This window comes from Thermoanaerobacterales bacterium (assembly GCA_030019475.1).
Classification (GTDB): domain Bacteria; phylum Bacillota; class Desulfotomaculia; order Desulfotomaculales; family JASEER01; genus JASEER01.
Genome location: JASEER010000041.1, coordinates 1 through 20,293, shown reverse-complemented (window position 1 = coordinate 20,293; position 20,293 = coordinate 1). Strand labels below are relative to the sequence as shown.

18 protein-coding genes are annotated in these 20,293 nt (G+C 65.2%); 16 read left to right on the top strand and 2 right to left on the bottom strand.

All coding sequences use genetic code 11. From position 1 onward, the window contains the following. Together QMC81_09980 and trxB are read left to right on the top strand one after the other, a co-directional pair. On the top strand, nt 1-668 hold a 668-nt coding region (locus QMC81_09980; protein ID MDI6907793.1), incomplete at its 5' end, for a methionine gamma-lyase family protein. A gap of 114 nt (nt 669-782) precedes the next feature. Continuing rightward, nucleotides 783-1,703, top strand: a complete 921-nt coding sequence (gene trxB, locus QMC81_09975; protein MDI6907792.1) for a thioredoxin-disulfide reductase — start codon at nt 783-785, stop codon at nt 1,701-1,703. Between the two features lie 240 nt (nt 1,704-1,943). On the opposite strand, the gene QMC81_09970 is transcribed toward trxB, so the two are convergent. Together QMC81_09970 and QMC81_09965 are read right to left on the bottom strand one after the other, a co-directional pair. Next, entirely contained in the window at nt 1,944-2,762 is an 819-nt protein-coding gene (locus QMC81_09970; GenBank protein MDI6907791.1) for a carbon-nitrogen hydrolase family protein, read from the bottom strand. A gap of 36 nt (nt 2,763-2,798) precedes the next feature. Continuing rightward, a complete protein-coding gene (locus QMC81_09965) occupies nt 2,799-3,203 on the bottom strand; it encodes a hypothetical protein (GenBank protein ID MDI6907790.1) in 405 nt (134 codons plus the stop codon). Between the two features lie 122 nt (nt 3,204-3,325). Between QMC81_09965 and QMC81_09960 the strand changes: the two genes are divergently transcribed. The 14 genes from QMC81_09960 to QMC81_09895 form a co-directional block, all read left to right on the top strand. Next, the gene (locus QMC81_09960; protein MDI6907789.1) at nt 3,326-3,646 is read left to right on the top strand and encodes a LapA family protein; all 321 of its coding nucleotides are present in this window, start codon (nt 3,326-3,328) and stop codon (nt 3,644-3,646) included. Next, nucleotides 3,643-6,414 (top strand): helicase C-terminal domain-containing protein, encoded by a 2,772-nt coding sequence (locus QMC81_09955; protein ID MDI6907788.1) that lies wholly within the window; start codon nt 3,643-3,645, stop codon nt 6,412-6,414. The genes QMC81_09960 and QMC81_09955 overlap by 4 nt, the downstream gene beginning before the upstream one ends. Before the next feature lie 254 nt (nt 6,415-6,668). Then, the gene (locus tag QMC81_09950) at nt 6,669-7,241 is read left to right on the top strand and encodes a 4Fe-4S dicluster domain-containing protein (protein ID MDI6907787.1); all 573 of its coding nucleotides are present in this window, start codon (nt 6,669-6,671) and stop codon (nt 7,239-7,241) included. 5 nt (nt 7,242-7,246) lie between these two features. Continuing rightward, nucleotides 7,247-8,122 (top strand): CoB--CoM heterodisulfide reductase iron-sulfur subunit B family protein, encoded by an 876-nt coding sequence (locus QMC81_09945; protein MDI6907786.1) that lies wholly within the window; start codon nt 7,247-7,249, stop codon nt 8,120-8,122. A gap of 17 nt (nt 8,123-8,139) precedes the next feature. Beyond that, nucleotides 8,140-10,125 (top strand): CoB--CoM heterodisulfide reductase iron-sulfur subunit A family protein, encoded by a 1,986-nt coding sequence (locus QMC81_09940; protein ID MDI6907785.1) that lies wholly within the window; start codon nt 8,140-8,142, stop codon nt 10,123-10,125. Then, nucleotides 10,116-10,559, top strand: coding sequence for a hydrogenase iron-sulfur subunit (locus QMC81_09935; protein ID MDI6907784.1), 444 nt, complete (start codon nt 10,116-10,118; stop codon nt 10,557-10,559). Before QMC81_09940 ends, QMC81_09935 begins: the two co-directional genes overlap by 10 nt. A 60-nt stretch (nt 10,560-10,619) precedes the next feature. Continuing rightward, on the top strand, nt 10,620-11,609 hold the full coding sequence (locus tag QMC81_09930; protein ID MDI6907783.1) for a 4Fe-4S dicluster domain-containing protein: 990 nt from the start codon (nt 10,620-10,622) through the stop codon (nt 11,607-11,609). Between the two features lie 52 nt (nt 11,610-11,661). After that, nucleotides 11,662-12,690, top strand: coding sequence for a 4Fe-4S dicluster domain-containing protein (locus QMC81_09925; protein MDI6907782.1), 1,029 nt, complete (start codon nt 11,662-11,664; stop codon nt 12,688-12,690). Nucleotides 12,691-12,694: 4 nt separating this feature from the next. After that, a complete protein-coding gene (locus QMC81_09920) occupies nt 12,695-13,540 on the top strand; it encodes an FAD/NAD(P)-binding protein (protein ID MDI6907781.1) in 846 nt (281 codons plus the stop codon). 241 nt (nt 13,541-13,781) lie between these two features. After that, nucleotides 13,782-15,191, top strand: a complete 1,410-nt coding sequence (locus QMC81_09915) for a MurT ligase domain-containing protein (GenBank protein MDI6907780.1) — start codon at nt 13,782-13,784, stop codon at nt 15,189-15,191. Further along, nucleotides 15,163-15,903: a glutamine amidotransferase gene (locus QMC81_09910; GenBank protein MDI6907779.1), complete on the top strand. Its 741-nt coding sequence runs from the start codon at nt 15,163-15,165 to the stop codon at nt 15,901-15,903. The genes QMC81_09915 and QMC81_09910 overlap by 29 nt, the downstream gene beginning before the upstream one ends. Nucleotides 15,904-16,341: 438 nt before the next feature. Then, nucleotides 16,342-17,319 carry a nitronate monooxygenase gene (locus QMC81_09905; GenBank protein MDI6907778.1) on the top strand — a complete coding sequence of 326 codons (978 nt, stop codon included), beginning with the start codon at nt 16,342-16,344 and terminating at the stop codon, nt 17,317-17,319. Between the two features lie 145 nt (nt 17,320-17,464). Beyond that, a complete protein-coding gene (locus QMC81_09900) occupies nt 17,465-19,360 on the top strand; it encodes a PrkA family serine protein kinase (GenBank protein ID MDI6907777.1) in 1,896 nt (631 codons plus the stop codon). Nucleotides 19,361-19,491: 131 nt separating this feature from the next. Next, a partial coding sequence (locus tag QMC81_09895; GenBank protein MDI6907776.1) for a DUF444 family protein occupies nt 19,492-20,293 on the top strand: 802 nt, incomplete at its 3' end.

The window sequence follows — 20,293 nt, the reverse complement described above, 5'->3', positions numbered from 1 at the left end:
ACCCGGGGATCACCGTGCTGGTCGACAACTGTTACGGGGAGTTCGTGGAGGACCGGGAGCCGCCGGCCGTCGGGGCCGACCTTTGCGCCGGGTCCCTCATTAAGAACCCCGGCGGGGGATTGGCTCCCACCGGGGGCTACGTGGCCGGCCGGGCCGACCTGGTGGAGTTGGCGGCGGAGCGCCTGACCGCTCCGGGGCTGGGGGCGCACGTGGGTTGCGCCCCGGAGGGCTACCGGTTGCTGTTCCAGGGACTGTTCCTGGCCCCGCATATTGTCGCCGAGGCTTTGAAAGGTGCGGTTTTCGCCGCCCGGCTCCTGGAACGGTTGGGTTACGCGGTCCTGCCGAAATGGGACGATTTGCCGCGGAGCGACATCGTGCAGGCCATCCGCCTGGGGCGGCCGGAACGCATCCTGGCCTTCTGCCGCGGGTTGCAGAGGGGCTCGCCGGTAGACGCCCACGTCATCCCCGAAGCCGGATCCTTGCCGGGTTACGCCGACGGGGTCGTGATGGCGGCGGGGACCTTCATCCAGGGAGCGTCCCTGGAGCTTAGCGCGGATGCGCCGATGCGGGAGCCCTACGTCGTGTACCTGCAGGGCGGCCTTTCACGGCATTACGCGCGGCTGGGGGTTATGGCCGCCTGCCGCGAACTCCTCGAGGCAGACCGGTGAAAAGCTTCGCCTTAATTTAATGGCTATAATAAGTATACCGCCGCCGGCGGGAGCGGGGCCGCTTCCGCGAGGCGCGACGGGGCGCCGCGGCGGAACTTCAAGAGGTGATAGCTGATGAAAGATCTGGTGATTATCGGTGGCGGTCCGGCCGGGTTGGCGGCCGGGATCTATGCCATGCGATCGGGTCTGGACGCCGTCCTCATGGAGCGCGGGGCGCCGGGGGGCGCCGTACTGAACACCGAAAAGATCGAGAACTACCCGGGGTTCCCGGGAGGGATCGACGGACCCCAACTGATGTCCCGCATGGAGAAGCATGCCCGGGATCTGGGACTGCCCATGGAAACCAACGAGGTGCACGAGATTACCCGGGACGGCGGGATCTTCCGCCTGCGGACCAGGACGGGCGAGGTCGAGACGCGGACGATCATCCTGGCCACCGGCACCGGGCCCCGGCCCCTCGGCGTTGAAGGGGAAACCCGCCTGCGCGGGCGGGGCGTCTCCTACTGCGCCATCTGCGACGGGGCCTTCTTCCGCGACCAGGTGGTGGCCGTGGTCGGCGGGGGAGATGCGGCAGTCGAGGAAGCCCAGTTCCTGACCAAGTTCGCCGCGAAGGTCTATCTTATCCACCGCCGCGATTCCTTGCGGGCGGCGAAGGGCATCCAGAAGGGCGCCCTGGAAAACGAGAAGATCGAGCCGCTCTGGAGTTCGGTGGTAACGGAAATCCGCGGCGGGAACAGCGTCGAGGAAGTGGTCGTCAAGAACCTTAAGACGGAGGAAAAGACGACCCTGAAGGTGGACGGCATTTTCGTCTACGTCGGCGTGAAGCCCAACAGCTACATTGTGGAAGGGCTTGTCGAGCTGGACGAACGGGGCTTCATTGTTACCGATAACCAGATGCGGACCTCCGTGCCCGGGATATTCGCCGCGGGGGACGTGCGCACCACGCCTCTGCGCCAGGTCGTAACCGCCGTGGCCGACGGAGCTGTGGCGGCGATCTATGCGGAGCGGTATCTGGCGTACGGAAATAGAAGCTAGCACTCCTGAGGAGTGCGAAATCAGCGGCTTTCGGCTGCGAAAACCCCCGATTACGCGAGCGCAGCGAGCAAATTACGGCTGCGGATGGGCCTAATTAGACAAAAAGGTGCTGCACCTTAAAGGTACAGCAGAAAGGGAGAGGAGTTAGGTTGTTACTGGGTCCGTTCTCATTATGACCCTCAACCGCTCCTCTTATACATTCATAACCGGAAAAATTTACGCCGGCCGGGAAGACGGACGCTAGGCAAGGCGGTACAGGCCCGGGCGGCGGGCGTTTAAGACCGGCAGGCGGGCTCTGATGTCACGCGTCAACGCCGGGTCGATGGTCACTGTGAGGACTGTCTCCCCGGTACCCGCGTCGGCGACCACCCGCCCCCAGGGATCCACTACCAGGGAGTGGCCATGGCTGACGTAACGGTCCCGTTCCCGGCGGGCCGGGGAGGCGGCCAGGACCCAGACCTGGTTGTCCACGGCGCGGGCCCGAAGCAGGAGTTCCCAGTGTGCCGGCCCGGTGACGGTATTGAAGGCGGCGGGGACGACGATGATCTCCGCGCCCATAAGCGTTTGGGTGAGCAGGAATTCGGGGAAGCGCACGTCAAAGCACACCGCTACGCCGAGGCGCCCGACGGGCGTGTCGAACACACCGGTCTCGGTTCCGGGACTGAAGGTGTCCGACTCCCGGAAGGTCATGCCCTCGAGTTCGACGTCAAACAGGTGCAGCTTGCGGTGCCGTCCCAGGAGCCGGCCGTCCGGGCCATAGACGTAACAGGTATTGTAAAGACGCTCCCCGTCCTTCTCAGGGATGCTGCCGCCGACGACGGTCATTCCGGTGTCCCTGGCGGCCGTGCTCAGGAAAGAGGTGGTTTCGCCTTGCGGGTACTCCTCGGCGAAGGCGGCGAAGAATGCATGGTCGTAAGGGCAGTTGAACATCTCGGGCAGGACGGCGAGGCGGCACCCGGACCCGGCGGCCTCACGCAACATCTCCCGGGCGCAGGCCAGGTTGGCGCCCTTGTTCTCGTCTACGGCCATCTGGCAGACGGCGGCGCGGAATGCGGGCATCGAAAGACTCAACCTCCTACCACATAATACCACAAATCAACATCGAACGTTTTGCAGCCGTTGTTCCCAGAGGTGACAGTACTCCGGCGAGAGCAGGTTCTGCCGGCGCAGGCAGAGCAGCAGCTTTTTAGTGAGGGAAAAGTCGGTGGCCGGCGTCTGCATCTCGTAGACGAAGGCGCTGCGCAGGAAGAGATCCAGGTGACGTTCCGGGTCGGTTGCCAGGTCGGTGAAGATCTTCAGGACCACCTTGCGTGCCAGGTGTTCCTGCCCGGTAACCTGGACCGTGGTGTTCTGAATGATGCGCTGCGCCTCGGCGGGATTCCCGAAGAGGATCAGGGCGACCAAGGACCAGACCCAGTAGAGGTTGTAAAGCGCAGCTTCCAGGACCTGGTTGCGCAGATTTTGCGCGCGTCTGTTGAACGGTTTCTTGCTGCGTTGCACGCTTCTCTCTCCTTTTAGTTTGAAGAGGTTTTGTAAGTAAACTAACCAGCATGCGAGCTGTTTATGCCGAGCAGGATTATGCGCCGCCGGGCCGAAAAATGGAAAACAAGGAGGGTTGCGGCGTGCAGTTTTATTTGATTGTCGTCCTGCTTTTCGCGCTTTCCGTAGCGGGGTTTGCCCTGCAAAATGCGACGACGGTTGACATTCGGGTTCTTTTCTGGACGTTCGAGGACATCTCCCTTTCGCTCGTGGTGCTTGGTTCGGTGGCGGCGGGGGCGGTTATCGCTTTTGTGCTCGGTTTGGGGCGGCAGATTCGCCTGGTGCTGCGCATCAAGGAATTGACGGCGCGGGTGGCGGACATGCAGCACCGGATGGGCCAGGAACACGGGAAGGCCGCCAACCCGGCGGTTCCCCACCCCGCACGGAAGGACGAACAGATTTGAGGGGAACACTGGTTTTCTGTGACCTGGAGACGACCGGGCTGGACCCCCTTACCGACGAGATCATCGAAGTCGGCCTGGTACGCGTGAAAGACGGCTTGGTGGAAGAGACGTGGCAGTCCCTGGTGCAGCCCTCACGGCCCATCTCCCGGCGGATCAGCTCTCTCACCGGGCTAACTGACGCCGCCCTTGCGGGGCAGCCGCCATGGTCCGCGGTACGGGGCGCGGTACGTGATTTCCTTGGCGTCGATCCCCTGGCCGGTCATAACATTGCCTTCGACCATGCCTTCCTCGGCCGGCTGGCGGGCTACCGTGCCGAGACCCTCTACGACACCTTTGACCTGGCCCGGGTGGTGCTGCCTACCGCGGGCAGTTTCCGTCTCGGCCACCTTTGCCGGTTGCTGGCGGTGGAACAGTGCGATGAACACCGTGCCCTCTCCGACGCCCTGGCCGCCGCACGGGTTTTCACGGCCCTGGAGGAAAGGCTGCAGGAGGCGCCGCCCAACCTGCTGGCCCGCCTGTGGGATATCCTACGCCGGGGGCTTTCCCCATGGGCGCGGCTGGTGGAAGACTGTCTGACCGCTCCCCGTCGCGTTTTCGGGGGGGCGCCTGCCCCGGGGCGGGCGGCAGGCGTGAGGGATGAGGCCGCCTCGGGGCGGGAGGAACCCGGCCCGGCGGCCTTTGCCGGGAACGCGGCGCCGGATGATCCCCTGGAGGCCCTGTCGCCCGGTGGCGTTCTGGCCCGGATTTTACCCGGCTACGAATACCGGGAAGGGCAATTGGCGATGGCCGCCGCCGTACAGGAAGCGCTGCTCGAAGAGCTTTATCTCCTGGTGGAGGCCGGCACGGGTACCGGCAAGTCCCTGGCCTATCTCGTGCCTGCCGCCTCGTGGGCGATGACCCGCGGGCAGCGCGTAGTGGTCTCGACCCATACCGTCAATCTGCAGGAACAGCTGCTGGCCAAGGACATACCTCTTGTGCGGGCCGCCCTGGGCCGGCCGCTCCGGGCGGCGGTCCTGAAGGGGCGGCAGCATTACCTTTGCCGGAGGCGCTGGGAGCAGGCCTGCCGGGATCCGGCTCCCGGCGCGGAAAAGGCGCTTTTCCTGGCGCGCCTGCACGTCTGGTTGGCCGAGACGGCCACCGGAGACCGCGGGGAACTGGGGCTCAGGCCGGGGGAGCGGGCCTTCTGGGCGGAGATAGCGGCCGAGCGGGAGGGGTGCGCGGGCAACGCCTGCCGCTATCAGGCTTCCTGCTTCTTGCGCCGGGCCCGCCGGCAAGCCGAGGAGGCCCAGGTGATTGCCGTCAACCATGCCCTGCTGCTTTCCGAAATCCAGGCCGAGAGCAGAGTCCTGCCGGAATACGGCCCTCTGATCATCGACGAGGCCCATCACCTGGAGGATGTGGCCACCGAACAGCTGGGCGTCGCCATAAGCCGGCAGGATTGGGATCTCTGGCTGGACGGCCTGCGTCGGGCCGTGGGGCGCGTGGCCGAGGCCTGGCCGGGCACGGTTGACGTACAGGTCCACGCGAGTGAGGCGGCCACGCGAGCGGCCGCGGAGAAATTCTTTGCCATGCTCGGCGGCGCCTCGGCCAGCGCCGAGGAGCGGGAGTCGCTTCTTCCTCCCGGGGGCTCGGGGTGGCCCGAAGACGGGCTTGGAGATGCCTATCAGGAGCTAAGCAATACTGCCGGGGCCCTCCTCGCTGCCGTAAACCGGGTGTTGGAGAACATCGCCACGCGGGGCAGTCTGACCGACGAGGCCAGCGAGCACCTTGCCCTCCAGGAGACCCGCGGACGCAAACTGCTCGACGACCTGGCTTTCATTTTCCTGGGCGAAGACCCCGATTACGTGAGTTGGGTGGCACGCGGCCCGGGCGAGGCGGTGGCTTTGCGCGCCGCGCCGGTGGAAGCCGGCCGCCTGCTCCATGAAGGCCTGCTGGCCGAGAAGAGACCGCTCATTTTCACCTCGGCCACCCTTACGGTGGAAGGCTCCTTCGCCTACTTCGCCGGGCAGGTCGGCGTGGACCGCTTGCCGCGGCACACGGTGCGGACGCGCCGTGTCGCATCCCCCTTTGATTATGACCGCCAGGCCCTGGTCCTGGTGGTCAACGACCTGCCCGACCCGGGAGCGGACGCCGGTCCCGTGTACCTGGACGCCCTCTGCGGCGGCCTGGAGCGCCTGGCCGCTGGAGCCGGCGGCGGGACCCTTGTTTTATTTACCTCGCATAAAGTGCTCCGGGAGGCATATGGAAGACTAAAGCCACGGCTGGAAGCCCTTGATATCGACCTTTTGGGACACGGCCTTGACGGCAGCCGCGCCCGGCTGCTCGAGGCCTTCAAAGCCGGTGACCGGACGGTTCTCTTCGGCACGGCCAGCTTCTGGGAAGGGGTGGACCTTCCCGGGGATACGCTGCGGTGCCTGATCATCGTTAAGCTGCCTTTCACCCCGCCCAACCACCCCGTGGCGGCAACCCGCGCCCGGCGGCTATCGGCGGAAGGGAAGAACCCGTTTGCTTCCCTGGCCCTGCCGCAGGCCGTCATCCGTTTCCGGCAGGGTTTCGGGCGTCTCATACGTACGCGCCGGGACCGGGGCGTGGTGGTGGTCCTCGACCGCCGGGTGATCGAAAAACGGTATGGGGAAAAATTCCTCCGTTCTTTGCCCGTTGCCCGGTGGGAAGTTGAACCCCTCGAGAGCGCCTGTGAAAAGGCGGCCCGGTGGCTGGCGGGAGTGGAGAGGGAAAGGCACACCGGGATGGCATCCCCAATAGAATAGGGTAAACCGGGTGAGGAGGGGTTCGTCTTGCGTGTCTACTTTATTCGGCTGCCGGGCTTCTTGAGAACCATCCTGTTGCGGTTCTACCGGTAGGAAACGGCGGATGTTCCGGGTTTCACTTTTTGATGCCCGGGGCAAAGGAATTTGGAGAAGGGGCACGAATAAAGTAGTATTCGGGCCTCTTTTTTATGGGGAGCGGCCCGATGTTGTTTTGGGGTAGAAGCCATTTCCGCTTTTGGGGAGAGACGAGGAGATTGGACAGGCCCGTAAATCTCAGCCAAAGGGCCGCCGATGGGGCGGCCTTCGCCCGTATCATCGCGGCCGAAAGTGAACAGGACGTTCGCCGCTGTTACCAGTGCGGGAAATGCACGGCCGGCTGTCCGGTGGCCTTTGCGGGCGACGTTATGCCCCACCAGGTGATGCGTTTCCTGCAGTTGGGGATGAAGGAGGATGCCCTCGGCAACCGGATGATCTGGCTCTGCTCGACCTGCTCCACCTGCACGACCCGTTGCCCTTGCGGGATCGACCTGGCGAGGGTGATGGACTGCCTGCGCATCGCGGCCCGGGAAGAGGGACGTACCGCCGCCGGCCGGGAGGTGGCCCTCTTCAACAGGACCTTCCTCGATTCGGTCCGCCGCTTCGGACGGGCGCACGAGGCTTCCCTGGCCGCCCTGCTCAACCTTAAGGGCGGCCGGCCGTTGAAGGATATCGACCTGGGAATCAAGTTCCTGGCACGAGGAAAGCTGAAGCTGGCACCCACCCGCGCCGGCCGCGGCGCGGTGGCCCGGCTGTTCGCCGCCTCGCGCCGGGAGGAGGCGGGGGGATGACACCAATGAAGTTCGCTTATTACCCGGGCTGTTCCCTCCACGCCACCGCTAAGGAGTACGACCGGTCTACGCGGGCGGTCTGCGCCGCCCTGGGGATCGAACTGGAGGAACTGACCGACTGGACATGCTGCGGGGCGACCTCGGCCCACGCCAGCGACCGTTTCCTGTCGGTCGCCCTGCCGGCGCGCAACCTGACCCTTTCACAGGCGACCGGATTGGATCTGGCCGTGCCGTGCGCGGCCTGTTACCAGCGTCTGCGCGTCGCCGAGTTGGCCCTGGCGGCGGATCCCGGGCTGAGGGCCGAGGTGGCCAGGGCCGCGGGCGAGCCTTTCGCAGAGAGCGCCAATCCCGGCAGGGTGCGCTCGCTGCTGGAGATCTTTTCCGGTACGGCCCTGAAAGAGCGGATTGACGCCGCTATGAAACACCCGCTGGAAGGCCTCTCGGTGGCCTGTTACTACGGCTGCCTGCTGGTGCGTCCGCCGGCGGTCACCGGCTTCGACGACCCGGAGCAGCCGCACACCATGGACGACCTGCTGGCGGCCTGCGGCGCGACTCCGGTGGACTGGGGCTACAAGACCGAGTGCTGCGGGGCCTCGCTCGCCCTGTCCAACGAGGCCGTCGTCCTTAAACTGACGCACGACATCCTGCGGGTGGCGCGGGCCGCCGGTGCGCATTGCCTGGCGGTGGCCTGCCCCCTGTGCCAGAGCAACCTGGACACGCGGCAGGGACACGTGAACCGCGCCTTCGGGGAGAATTTTGCCCTGCCGGTGGTCTATTTCACCCAGGTTATCGGCCTGGCCCTGGGGCTGGCGCCGAAGGAACTGGGCCTTAACACGCATTTCGTTGAAACCGGGCCGGTATTGCGGGCCCTTGGAAGATAGAGGAGTTGGACTGGTCAATGCCACGAATCGGGGTTTTCGTCTGCTGGTGCGGCTCGAACATCGGCGCCGTGCTGGACTGCCCGGGCCTGGCTGCGGCGGCGGCCCGCATACCGAACGTGGTCCACGCCGTGGATTACAAGTACATGTGCTCCGAGCCGGGCCAGAACATGATCGTCGAGGCGGTACGGGAACACCGCCTGGACCGGGTGGTGGTGGCGTCCTGCTCGCCCCGGCTGCACGAAGAGACCTTTCGCAAAACCCTGGAACGGGCCGGCCTTAACCCGTTCGTGCTGGAGATGGCCAACCTGCGGGAGCACTGCGCCTGGGTGCACAGCAAGGAGCCGGGCCGCGCCCAGGTTAAGGCCGAGGACCTGATACGCCGGGCGGTGGCCAAGGTCGCCCTGGCCGGCCCGTTGTCCGTTTCAACGCTGCCGGTCACCCGCCGCTGCCTGGTGATCGGCGGCGGGATCGCCGGGATGCAGGTCGCCCTTGACGTGGCCGACGCCGGACATGAAGTCATCCTGGTGGAACGGGAACCGAGCCTTGGGGGGAACATGACCCGCCTGGACAAGACCTTCCCGACGCTGGACTGCTCGGCCTGTATCAGCACGCCGAAGATGGTCGCCGTGGCATCGCACCCGAAGATCAAGCTCTATACCTACGCCGAGGTGTCGGCGGTCAGCGGCTACATAGGCAACTTCACCGTCACCATCCGTCAGAAGGCGCGGCGCGTGGACCACGCGAAGTGCACCGGTTGCGGGACCTGCTGGGAGAAGTGCCCCACGAAGGTCCCGAGCGAGTACGACCTGGGCATGGGAACGCGAAAGGCGATCTACATCCCCTTCCCCCAGGCCGTGCCCAACAAGCCGGTGATCGATGCCGCCAACTGCCGGCAATTCACCCGCGGGCGGTGCGGCGTCTGCGCCAAGGTCTGCCCGGTGGGGGCCATAGACTACGAAGAAAAGGAGAGCCTGGTCACCGAAGAGGTCGGGAGCATCGTGGTGGCCACCGGCTACGACCTCTTCCGCTGGCAGGAGGCCTACGGGGAGTACGGCTACGGGAAGTACCCGGACGTGATTACCGGGCTGCAGTTCGAACGGCTGGTCAACGCGGCGGGGCCGACCGGGGGAAAGATCCTGCGCCCCTCGGACGGGAAGGAGCCGAAGACCGTCGTCTTCGTCAAGTGCGTCGGCTCGCGTGATGCGGCCAAGGGTAAGGAGTACTGTTCCCGGATCTGTTGCATGTACACCGCCAAGCACGCCCACCAGGTCCTGGAGAAGGTCCCGGGGGCGCAGGTCTACATCTTTTACATGGACGTGCGCACGGCGGGCAAGGGCTACGAAGAGTTCTACCAGCGCACCCAGGCGGAGGGCGCAACTTACGTCCGCGGCCGGGTCTCGAAGATCTACCGGATGGGAGACAAACTTGTCGTCCGCGGCGCCGACACCCTGCTCGGGCGGCCGGTGGAGGTCGAGGCCGACATGGTGGTCCTGGCCACGGCCGTCGTCCCGGCGGCGGGATACCGCGAGGTCTCCCACCTGACCGGCGCCGCGTCCGATAAGGACGGCTTCTTCCAGGAGGCACACCCGAAGCTCAGGCCGGTGGAGACCCATACCGGCGGGGTCTTCCTGGCCGGGGCCTGCCAGGGGCCGAAGGATATCCCGGACACCGTCGCCCAGGCCGGCGGCGCGGCGGCGAAGGTCATCGGCCTCCTGAACCGCGAAGAGCTGGCCGCCAACCCGATGCTCTCGGCGGTGAACGAAACCCTGTGCACGGGCTGCCTGCTCTGCATGCCGGTCTGTCCGTACAAGGCCATCGAGCCGAAGACGATCACCGAGCGGCTGCCGGGCCAGCCCCCGCGGGAGCGTACCGTGGCCGCCGTCAACCCGGGCCTCTGCCAGGGCTGCGGCGCCTGTAACGTGGCCTGCCGCGCCGGGGCGATCGAGGTCCGGGGCTTCACCAACGAACAGCTGCTGGCGGAGGTGGATGCACTTTGTCTGTAGAGGAGAAGAGCCGGCCCGCGGGCTTCGACCCGAAGATCATAGGGTTCTTCTGCAACTGGTGCAGCTACGCCGGGGCCGACCTGGCCGGCGTGAGCCGCATGGCCTACCCCCCCAACGTCCGGATCATCCGGGTGCCCTGCTCCAGCCGGGTGCATCCGCACTTTGTCCTGCGCGCCTTTAAGAAGGGGGCGGACGGCGTCCTGGTCTCGGGGTGACACCCGGGCGACTGCCACTATGTTAGTGGCAACTACTTCACCCGGCGCCGCTTCCAGCTGTTCAAGCGGCTGATGGAGTACGTCGGTTTCGAGCCCGGGCGATTGACGGTGCGCTGGATCTCGGGGTCCGAGGGCGGGAAGCTTGTTGATACGATGCGCGAGGTAAGCGAGCGCATCACCGCCCTGGGGCCGAACCACAAGATGCGGGAGACGGAGTAGCCTTCCCGTCGCCGCACGGGAAGCTCGGGCCACCGATAGTGATCTGGGATGGGAGACGGTATGAAAGAAACGCTGCAAAACCTGCGCCGCCAAGCGGCGGACCTGCTGGAGAAGAAAGAGGTCGCCCTGGTCATCGGCTGGGAGCCCGGCAGCGACATTGCGCGCACCACGCCTTTCTTCGCCGCCGCGCCGGACGAGGCGTCGCGGCTGACGTGGGGCCCCTTCTGCGCCAACGGGCTGGTGAAGTACCTTCTGGACTACCGGTACGGCACGGAGAAGCTGGCCGTGGCCGCGAGGGGCTGTGACATGCGGGCGGTCAACCGCCTGGTCCAGGACCGGCAGTTCCCGCGGGAGAGGGTCGTCGTCCTGGGGCTGCCGTGCGCCGGCATACTGGACCGCGCGAAGGTGCTGCCCCGTTTCACCCCCGGGGCGAAGCTGCTCGAGGTTGCCGACCGGGGGGATACGTACCTGGTGCGGACGGACCTGGATGGGGAGAAGGCTTTCCCGAAGGCTGAATTCCTGGAGCCGCGCTGCCTGGAGTGCGAACAAAACGTCCCGGAAGGGGCCGACCGCCTGCTCGGACCGGCGGTGGCGTCTCCCGCGCTGCCCGGCATAGACCGTTTCGGCGACGTGGCCGCGCTCGAGGCCCTGGACCCGGCGGCGAAGAGCGCCTTCTGGGACCGGTACTTCACCCGCTGCCTGCGCTGCTATGCCTGCCGGAACATATGCCCGGCCTGCAATTGCAAGGAATGCGCCTTTGAACAGGCGGTTCCGGGCTGGCAGCAGGACGCGCGCTGGATATCCAAGGCCACAACACTGAGTGAGAACTACACCTTCCACCTGATCCGCATGTTCGACGTCGCGGGGCGATGCATCGACTGCGGCGAGTGCGAGCGGGTGTGCCCCGTGAATATACCGCTGCGAAAGCTCTACCGGAAGGTGCTCAAGGACGCGCGGGAACTCTTCGCCGCTCCGACCCCGGGGAAGGCGCCGGACGCCGTGCTGCCGATGGTGACTTTCGCCGAAAACGACCGTGAGGAATTCATGTAGCGCGTTGGTTAGTCATAAGGTGACTTTAAGAGTGGAGGTTCTAGCAAGACCCGTGGCTGAGAAGGTTATTGGGGCCGCTGAACTGACCCGGCTTCTTCAGGCTTCGGCCGAAAAGGGCCTACTGGTGGCGCCCGTGGCTGAGGAAGGCATCGTGACCTACCGGCGGGTGGGGTCCGCGGAAGAGGTCAGCCTGGACTTCGGCCTGGCTACCGTCCCCCCGAAGGAGCACTTCCTGCCCCAGACGGAGGAGTTGTACCGTTACGACCGGACCTCCGGGCGGGCGGTCGTAACACCGCCGCTGCCACCGGCCCCCGCCGTCCTCTTCGGCGTACGGCCCTGCGATGTCCGGGGCGTGCTGGCCCTGGATCCCGTCTTTGAGGGCCGCTTCGGCGACGCCTACTGGCGACAAAAGCGGGAGGCTACCACCATCGTCGCCCTTTCCTGTACGCAGGTGAGGCCTGAATGCTTCTGTGCCGCGTTCGGCGGCGGGCCCACCGACGGCATGGGCGCCGACCTTCTGCTGACCGCCGTCGGGGACGGCTATTATGCCGAGGTTCTGAGCGACAAAGGACGGGCCCTGGCCGAGGAATACGCCGCCCTCTTCCGTGAGGACGGCCTCGAAGAGGCCCGCAAAGGGAAGGAAGCCCTGGCCGCGCGGCTGGGCGCCGAACTGGCCTCGCGGGTCGATCCGGGCGGAGTCTATGAGAAGCTGGGCGGGATGTTCAGCCATCCCTACTGGGAGGCGCTGGCCCGCAAGTGCCTGGGCTGCGGGATCTGCACCTTCCTCTGCCCGACCTGCCACTGCTTCGATATCGTGGACGAGCCGGGCGCGCCCGGTACCGGGAAACGGCTGCGCTGCTGGGACTCCTGCATGTTTACGGAGTTCACGCTGCACACCAGCGGCCACAACCCCCGGCCGGGGAAGAAGGAACGGGTGCGCAACCGGTTTATGCATAAGCTACGTTACCACCGCGACCGCTACGGCCTCGACGGCTGCGTCGGCTGCGGCCGCTGTGTCGCCAAGTGCCCGGTGAACTTGGACATCCGCCGGGTTATCACCGACGTCAAGGAGGTGCGCTAAGGAAATGGGACATCCCGACAATCCGCTGCTGCCCATGCCGGCCACCATCCAGAAGATTATCCCCGAGACCCCGGACGTGAACACCTTCCGCGTCACCCTTGACGACCCGGAGGCCCAGGCCGCCTGGCACCATGAGCCGGGCCAGTTGGCCATGCTCTCGGCCTTCGGCGTGGGCGAGGCCATGTTCTCCATCAGCTCCGCCCCGACGCGCAAGGGCTACCTGGAATTCTCCGTCAAGCGCATGGGACATGTGACGAGCGCCTTGCACCAGCTTGCTCCCGGGGCGTCCATCGGGCTCAGAGGGCCGTACGGCAACCACTTCCCCTACGGGAAGATGCGCGGCAAGGACCTCCTCTTCATCGGCGGCGGGTTCGCGCTGGCGCCGCTCAGGTCCCTGATCGATTTCGTGCTCGACCCGGCGCACCGCGGCGACTACGGGCACGTGGACATCATCTATGGCGCACGATCCTCCGGCGACCTCTGCTTCAAGCGGGACCTCTTCGAAAACTGGCCGCAGGCGGAGGGCACGACGGTCTACACGACCATCGACGTCGCCGAGGAACAGTGGTCCGGCCACGTCGGCTTCGTCCCGGCCTACGTCGAGGAGGTCGCCCCCAGCGGGGAGAGCCGGGTGGCCCTGGTGTGCGGGCCGCCGGTCATGATCAAATTCACGCTGCAGGCCCTGGACAAGCTGGGCTTCGCCGACGACCAGGTCTACTCCACCCTGGAGTTGCGGATGAAGTGCGGCATCGGCAAGTGCGGCCGGTGCAACATCGGCTCCACCTTCGTTTGTCTGGAGGGGCCGGTTTTCACCATGGCGCAGATCAAAGCCCTCCCGCCCGAGTTTTAAAGCCCGCTGCTTGCAACGTTCCTTACCTGGCTTAGCAGGCGCCGTCCTCCGTCTGTCTCTCATATCAGGCCGGTACGCTCCGCCACGTCCGACGAAGCCTTCCGCCCGGGAACCCGTCCTTAAAGGGTCCTCAATACTGTGTGTGGTACGCCGTGGTGTATCTCGCCTGCCCACGGCTTGTCTTTTTCCCGGCGCGGCGCTAGAGTAATGACTAGACCAGAGGAGGAGGCTCCCATCCGCCTTGAGTTTCCGTCATTGCCTGGCCATCGGCGGCGGCATGGCCGCGGGTTATCTGAGCCAGGTTCTCGGGCGCCGCGGTTCGTCGCTGCCCGGGGTGGTCGCCCTGCGCCTTAACCCCGCTGCCCTCCGCGAGTTCGCATCGCGGGCCGCAAGGGGAGTGGTCCTGGTCACCGGGACCAACGGCAAGACGACGACCAACAACATGCTGGCCCGCATCCTGTCCGCCGCCGGCCACCGGGTGGTATGCAACCGTGAAGGGGCCAACATGCGCCCCGGCGTGACGGCGGCCTTTGTGCGCGCCTCCGGACTGGCGGGCCCGCGGCCATACGATTACGCCGTCCTGGAGGTGGACGAGGCCAGCTTTCCCCGGGTGGCGGCCGAGGCGCAGCCCCGCATGGTGGTGGTGACCAACTTCTTCCGCGACCAGCTTGACAGGTACGGGGAACTGGACCGGACAATCACCCTTATCCGTGAATCCATCACAGGACTTCCGGCGGCCCAGTTGGTGCTCAACGCCGACGACCCGCTGGTGGCCCAACTGGGGCGGCTTGACTATCCGGTATGGTACTACGGCCTGGCGGCACATGGGCACACCGCGCTGGGCGCGGCTGCCCGGGAGGCGCGCTTTTGTCCGTTTTGCGGCACGGCGCTCCGGTACAGCCTCTACCACTACAGCCAGTTAGGCTTTTATGCCTGTCCGGGCTGCGGTTTTGCCCGCCCGAAGCCTGCGGTTGAGGCCCACGGGGTCTGCCAGGACGGCCCCGGCCTGGCCGGCACCGTCCATCTTCAGGGGCGGCGTATTCCGCTGCGCCTGCCCACCCGGGGCTTTTACAACATCCACAACGCCCTGGCGGCGTTGACCGCCGCCTCGCTCCTTGGGATCGAAACGGCTCGCAGCCTGGCCGCCCTGGCCCTGTACGAGCCGGCGACCGGACGCCTGCAACGCTTCACCGACCGCGGGCGGGCGGTCTACCTTAACCTGGTCAAGAACCCGGCGGGCTTCAACGAGAGCCTGGCCCTGGTCCTACAAGCCGGCGGGACACGGGATATCTGCCTGGCCATCAACGACAACGCCGCCGACGGCCGGGACATCTCCTGGCTGTGGGACGTGGACTTTGAGGCCCTGGAGGAAGCCCCGGGCCTCCTGCGGTTCGTTTGCTGCGGACAGCGGGCGGCCGAGATGGCGGTCCGCCTGAAGTACGCGGGCCTGCCCGAAGAACGGCTTATCGTGCGGCCGGGCTTCCCGGCCGCCGTGCGGGAAACCCTGGCCGGGGAAGGGGAAGCCGTTTACTTCCTGGCCACTTACACCGCTCTGTGGCCGGTGGAAGCGGAACTGGAACGGCTGCTGGGCGGGGCCGGGGAAGAGGAGGGGTTGACCGGGCATGTTGACCGTCGGTCATCTGTACCCTGACCTTTTGAACCTCTACGGGGACCGGGGCAACATCATCGCCTTCACCCGGCGATGCCGCTGGCGCGGCATCCCTGTGCGGGTGCGGGAGATCAACCTTGGGGAGGACGTCGATTTCAGGGAACTGGATTTTCTGTTCCTTGGGGGGGGCTCGGACAGGGAGCAGGACCTCATGGCCGCCGACCTCGCCGCCCGGCGCGAGAACCTGCGGGCGGCCATCGAGGACGGCCTGGTCGTCCTGGCCATCTGCGGCGGTTACCAGCTTCTCGGCCGTTACTACCGTACCCTGGACGGGCGGGAGATTCCGGGCCTAGGCCTGCTCGACCTTTACACCCAGGCGGGGGGCAAGCGCCTCATCGGCAACGTGGCCGTGGAGATCACCCTCGGCGGCAGGGTTATCCGGGCCACGGGGTTCGAGAACCACGCCGGCCGGACCTTCCTCGGGACGGGGGTCGCCTCCCTGGGACGCGTGCTCGCCGGCTGCGGCAACAACGGCCGCGACGGCACGGAAGGGGCGCGCTACCGAAACGTCTTCTGCTCCTACCTGCACGGCCCGTTGCTACCGAAGAACCCGGCCTTGACCGACCACCTGCTGTGCCTTGCCCTAGCGCGACGCGGCCTGGACGACTCCCCGGCGTTCCTGGACGATACCCTGGAGGAACAGGCCAACGCCGTGATGCTGGCACGCCTGGGCATCAGGCAAGGAAGAAACTAATGATCTTTATCATCAACCGTCTTGCCGTCCGGACCCCGGTCTGTTACGATGTGAACAAGGGATATTGTATACCGGCATACACCGGACCGGGGAGGCGCAGGCCCGATGGAGTACCTGGTTACCTGGTACGAGGGAGACGAAGTTTGTTACCGGTTCGTGGATGATGAGGAACTACCCGCCGTGTTGGAGGATGACCGGGGTTACATCGTGGTGCCCATCCAGTAGACTGTTGGGCGGTTCATCAACCGGGATCCCGGCGGATTTGCGGGGCGTCGCCCGGCTGGCCGCCGCAGTATCCGCTTTCATTCAACGGCCGTCTTGTAGGGCGGCCTTTTATTGTTGGACCGGAGAGCAGGAGATTCGACACGCAAAGCAGGAAAGGTGTTTATTGCGGGAGAAAATAACTAGGCACTTTGCCCGAAAGGCGGGGGTAATAACTTGTTACCGAAGTTGAGGATAGGGCACCTGGCGCCCCGCTATCCGATCATCCAGGGGGGCATGGCCCTCCGCGTTTCAACGGCGCCGTTGGTGGCGGCGGTGGCCGCCGCGGGGGGGATCGGTGTCATCGGGGGCACGGGAATGTCCGAAGGTGAACTGCGGGGCGAAATTCGGAAAGCCAGAAAGCTGTCACCGGGGATCATTGGGGTCAACGTAATGTTTGCGGTGCGGGAGTTCGCCACCCTGATCCGCGCGGCCATTGAGGAGAAGATCGACGTCATCTTCACGGGGGCCGGTTTCAGCCGGGACGTTTTCGGCTGGGGACGGGATGCCGGGGTTCCGGTCGTCTCCATCGTATCGTCGGCCCGGCTGGCCCGGATGGCCGAGAAGAGCGGCGCGTCGGCGGTGGTGGCCGAGGGCCGCGAGGCGGGCGGCCATTTGGGGACGGACCGTTCGGTGAAGGAGATCGTCCCGGAGATTAAGCAGGCCGTCAACATCCCGGTCATCGCGGCCGGCGGGATCGTCGACGGCAACGATATTGCCGAGGCCTTCCTCCTTGGGGCGGACGGGGTGCAAATGGCGACCCGGTTTGTGTTAAGCGAGGAATGTACAGTGTCTGGCGCTTTTAAACAACAATACCTCAGGGCGACGGCTGAAGACGTGGTATTGATCAAGAGCCCGGTGGGGATGCCGGGACGGGCGATACGCAACGCGTTTGTGGAGAAGATCCTGGCGCATAACGCGCCCGTTCCCTCGGAGTGCCGGAAATGCCTGAAGGTCTGCTCCAAAGAATACTGCATTATGCAGGCGCTGGAAAACAGCCGGACGGGCAATGTCACGGACGGGGTCGTGTTCTGTGGCCAGAACGTCCACCGCATCAGGGATATCCTTCCAGTACGGAGCATCTTTGAGAAACTCATTGCCGAGTGCCGGGCTGCAATGGAAAATCGGCTGAAAGCAGGGCCGTCGCCTCCATGACCGCCGGCATCCCGGGATCTCGTCCGCCGGGCCCCCGGAGGGAGCGCTGTGCTTCCCCGGGGGCCTTCTTCTTTTCACCTTTCCTCCGGCATATAGATTTTAAAGATACCGGCCCGGGGCCGGGCGGGATGGGAGGTGGCTTGCCTTGAACTTCCTGCAGCAGTTGGAGGAATACCGCGCCGCGGAAAAAAGGCTGGCCTGGGAGGGGTCGTTCGCCGAGTACTTGGAACTGGTGCGCGCCAACCCAGCCATATGCCGGCTTGCGCACGCCCGGGTTTACAACATGATCGTGGCCGCCGGAATCGAGAACGCCGGCGGTGTCAAGCGCTACCGTTTCTTCAGCCGGGAGCTGTTCGGGCTGGACCGGACGCTTGAAAAGCTGGTCGAGGAGTATATCCACCCCGCGGCCCGCCGGCTGGACGTGCGCAAGCGCATCCTTTTGCTGATGGGTCCGGTGAGCGGCGGGAAGTCGACCCTGGTCACGTTACTCAAGCGGGGCCTGGAGGCTTACAGCCGCACCGACGAGGGGGCGGTCTACGCCATCAAGGGCTGCCCGATGCACGAGGAGCCCCTGCACCTGATTCCCCGCGAACTGCGGGAGGACTTCGCCCGCGAGTACGGCGTGCAGATTGAGGGCGAACTCTGCCCGGTCTGCCGCCTGAACCTGGAAACGGTTTACGGGGGGAACATCGAGGACGTGCCGGTGGAGCGCATCCTGCTTTCCGAGGAGCGGCGCCTGGGGATCGGTACCTTCTCGCCGTCCGACCCGAAGTCACAGGACATTGCCGAACTCACGGGGAGCGTTGATTTTTCGACGATCACAGAGTACGGCGCCGAATCGGACCCCCGCGCCTACCGTTTCGATGGCGAGTTGAACATCGCCAACCGCGGAATCATGGAATTCCAGGAGATGCTCAAGTGCGACGAGAAGTTCCTCTGGAATCTCCTCAGCCTGTCCCAGGAGGGGAACTTCAAGGCCGGGCGCTTCGCGCTCATCTACGCCGACGAAATCATCGTCGCCCATACGAACGAGGCCGAGTACCGGGCCTTTATCAGCAATAAGAAGAACGAGGCCCTCATTTCCCGCATACTGGTGATCAAGGTCCCGTACAACCTGCGGGTCACGGACGAGATTAAGATTTACGAAAAGCTTATCCGCCAGAGCGATATCCGGAACATACACCTGGCTCCTCACGCCCTGCGGGTGGCCGCGGTCTTCTCGGTCCTTTCCCGCCTGAAGGATTCGAAGAAGCAGGGGATGGACCTCCTCAAGAAAATGAAGCTCTACGACGGGGAGGACGTCGACGGCTTCAAACAGGCCGATGTTACCGAGCTGCGCGCCGAGAACCCGGACGAAGGCATGACCGGCGTAGATCCGCGGTATGTCGTGAACCGCCTCTCCTCGGCCCTTATACGGGGCCAGCCGCAATGCATCAACGCCCTGGATGTCCTGCGCGCCCTGAAGGACGGCCTTGACCAGCACCCCTCGATTACCGGCGAGGAGCGGGAACGGCTCCTGAGCTTCATTGCCGCCGCCCGCCGGGAATACGACGAACTGGCCAAGAAAGAGGTCCAGAAAGCCTTCGTCTATTCCTACGAGGAGTCGGCCAGGATCCTGTTCAACAACTATCTGGACAATGTCGAGGCCTACTGCAACGGCGTCAAGCTCCGCGACCCGATCACCGACGAGGAGGTGGACCCGGACGAGAAACTGATGCGCGCCATCGAGGAGCAGATCGGGATCTCGGAGAACAACAAGAAGGCCTTCCGCGAGGAGATCCTGATCCGTATCTCCAGCTACGCGCGTAAAGGGCGGCGCTTTGATTACACCTGCCACGAGCGGCTGCGGGAGGCCATTGAGAACAAGCTGTTTGCCGACCTGAAGGACGTCGTAAAAATCACGACCTCCACCAAGACCCCGGACGCCGAACAGCTGAAGCGTATCAACGAGGTCAGCGCCCGGCTGATCGCCGATTACGGCTACTGCCCGGTCTGCGCCAACGAGTTGCTGAAGTACGTGGGCAGCCTGCTGAACCGCTGATCTTTTGAGAGTATACCTGCTGGGACCGGGGGGTGCTACCCGGGCGACTTACGGAGCGCAGGGGAGAAACCCCTGATCCCCTATGAGAGTGGATCCCAATTCAATGGGATCTCCGACCGGGGGGATGCATTATGGCCGACTTTACACTCAGCCGCGAGGACTGGTCCCTGCACCGCAAGGGACACATCGACCAGCTCCGCCACCGTGAAAAGGTACGGGAAGCGATCAGGAACAATCTCGCCGACATCATCAGCGAGGAGAGCATCATCCTCTCCGATGGGCACAAGGTGCTGAAGGTTCCGATCCGCTCCATCGAGGAATACCGTTTCCGCTACGACGACGGCAAGCGCAAGCATATCGGCCAGGGCCGGGGAAAGACCGCGGTGGGCGACCTTGTCGGCACCGGCGGCAATCGCCCCGGCCCGGGACGGGCTGCGGGCGCCGGGAGTGAACCCGGGGTGGACTTTTACGAGGCCGAGGTGACCATCGAGGAAATTTCGGAGATGTTGTTTGCCGAACTCGAGTTGCCCCGCCTGGACGAGCGCAAGCGGCCGCGCCTGGTGGTCGACGGCCTGGCCTTCCGCGATGTGCGCAAAAAGGGCGTTGGGGCGAACCTCGACCGCCGCCGTACCCTGCTGGAGGCCATCAAGCGCCGGGCGTTACGGGGAGAGAAAGGCCCGCCCCGGATTACGCCGGACGACCTGCGTTTTAAGACCTGGGAGGTGATCCGGCGGCCGGAGACAAGCGCCGTGGTGCTGGCGATGATGGATACCTCGGGTTCGATGGGGCCCTTCGAGAAATACATTACCCGGACTTTCTTCTTCTGGATGGTTCGCTTCCTGCGGACGAAATACGCGAATGTGGAGATTGTCTTCCTGGCCCACCACACGACGGCGCGCGAAACCACGGAGGATGAGTTTTTCACCAAAGGGG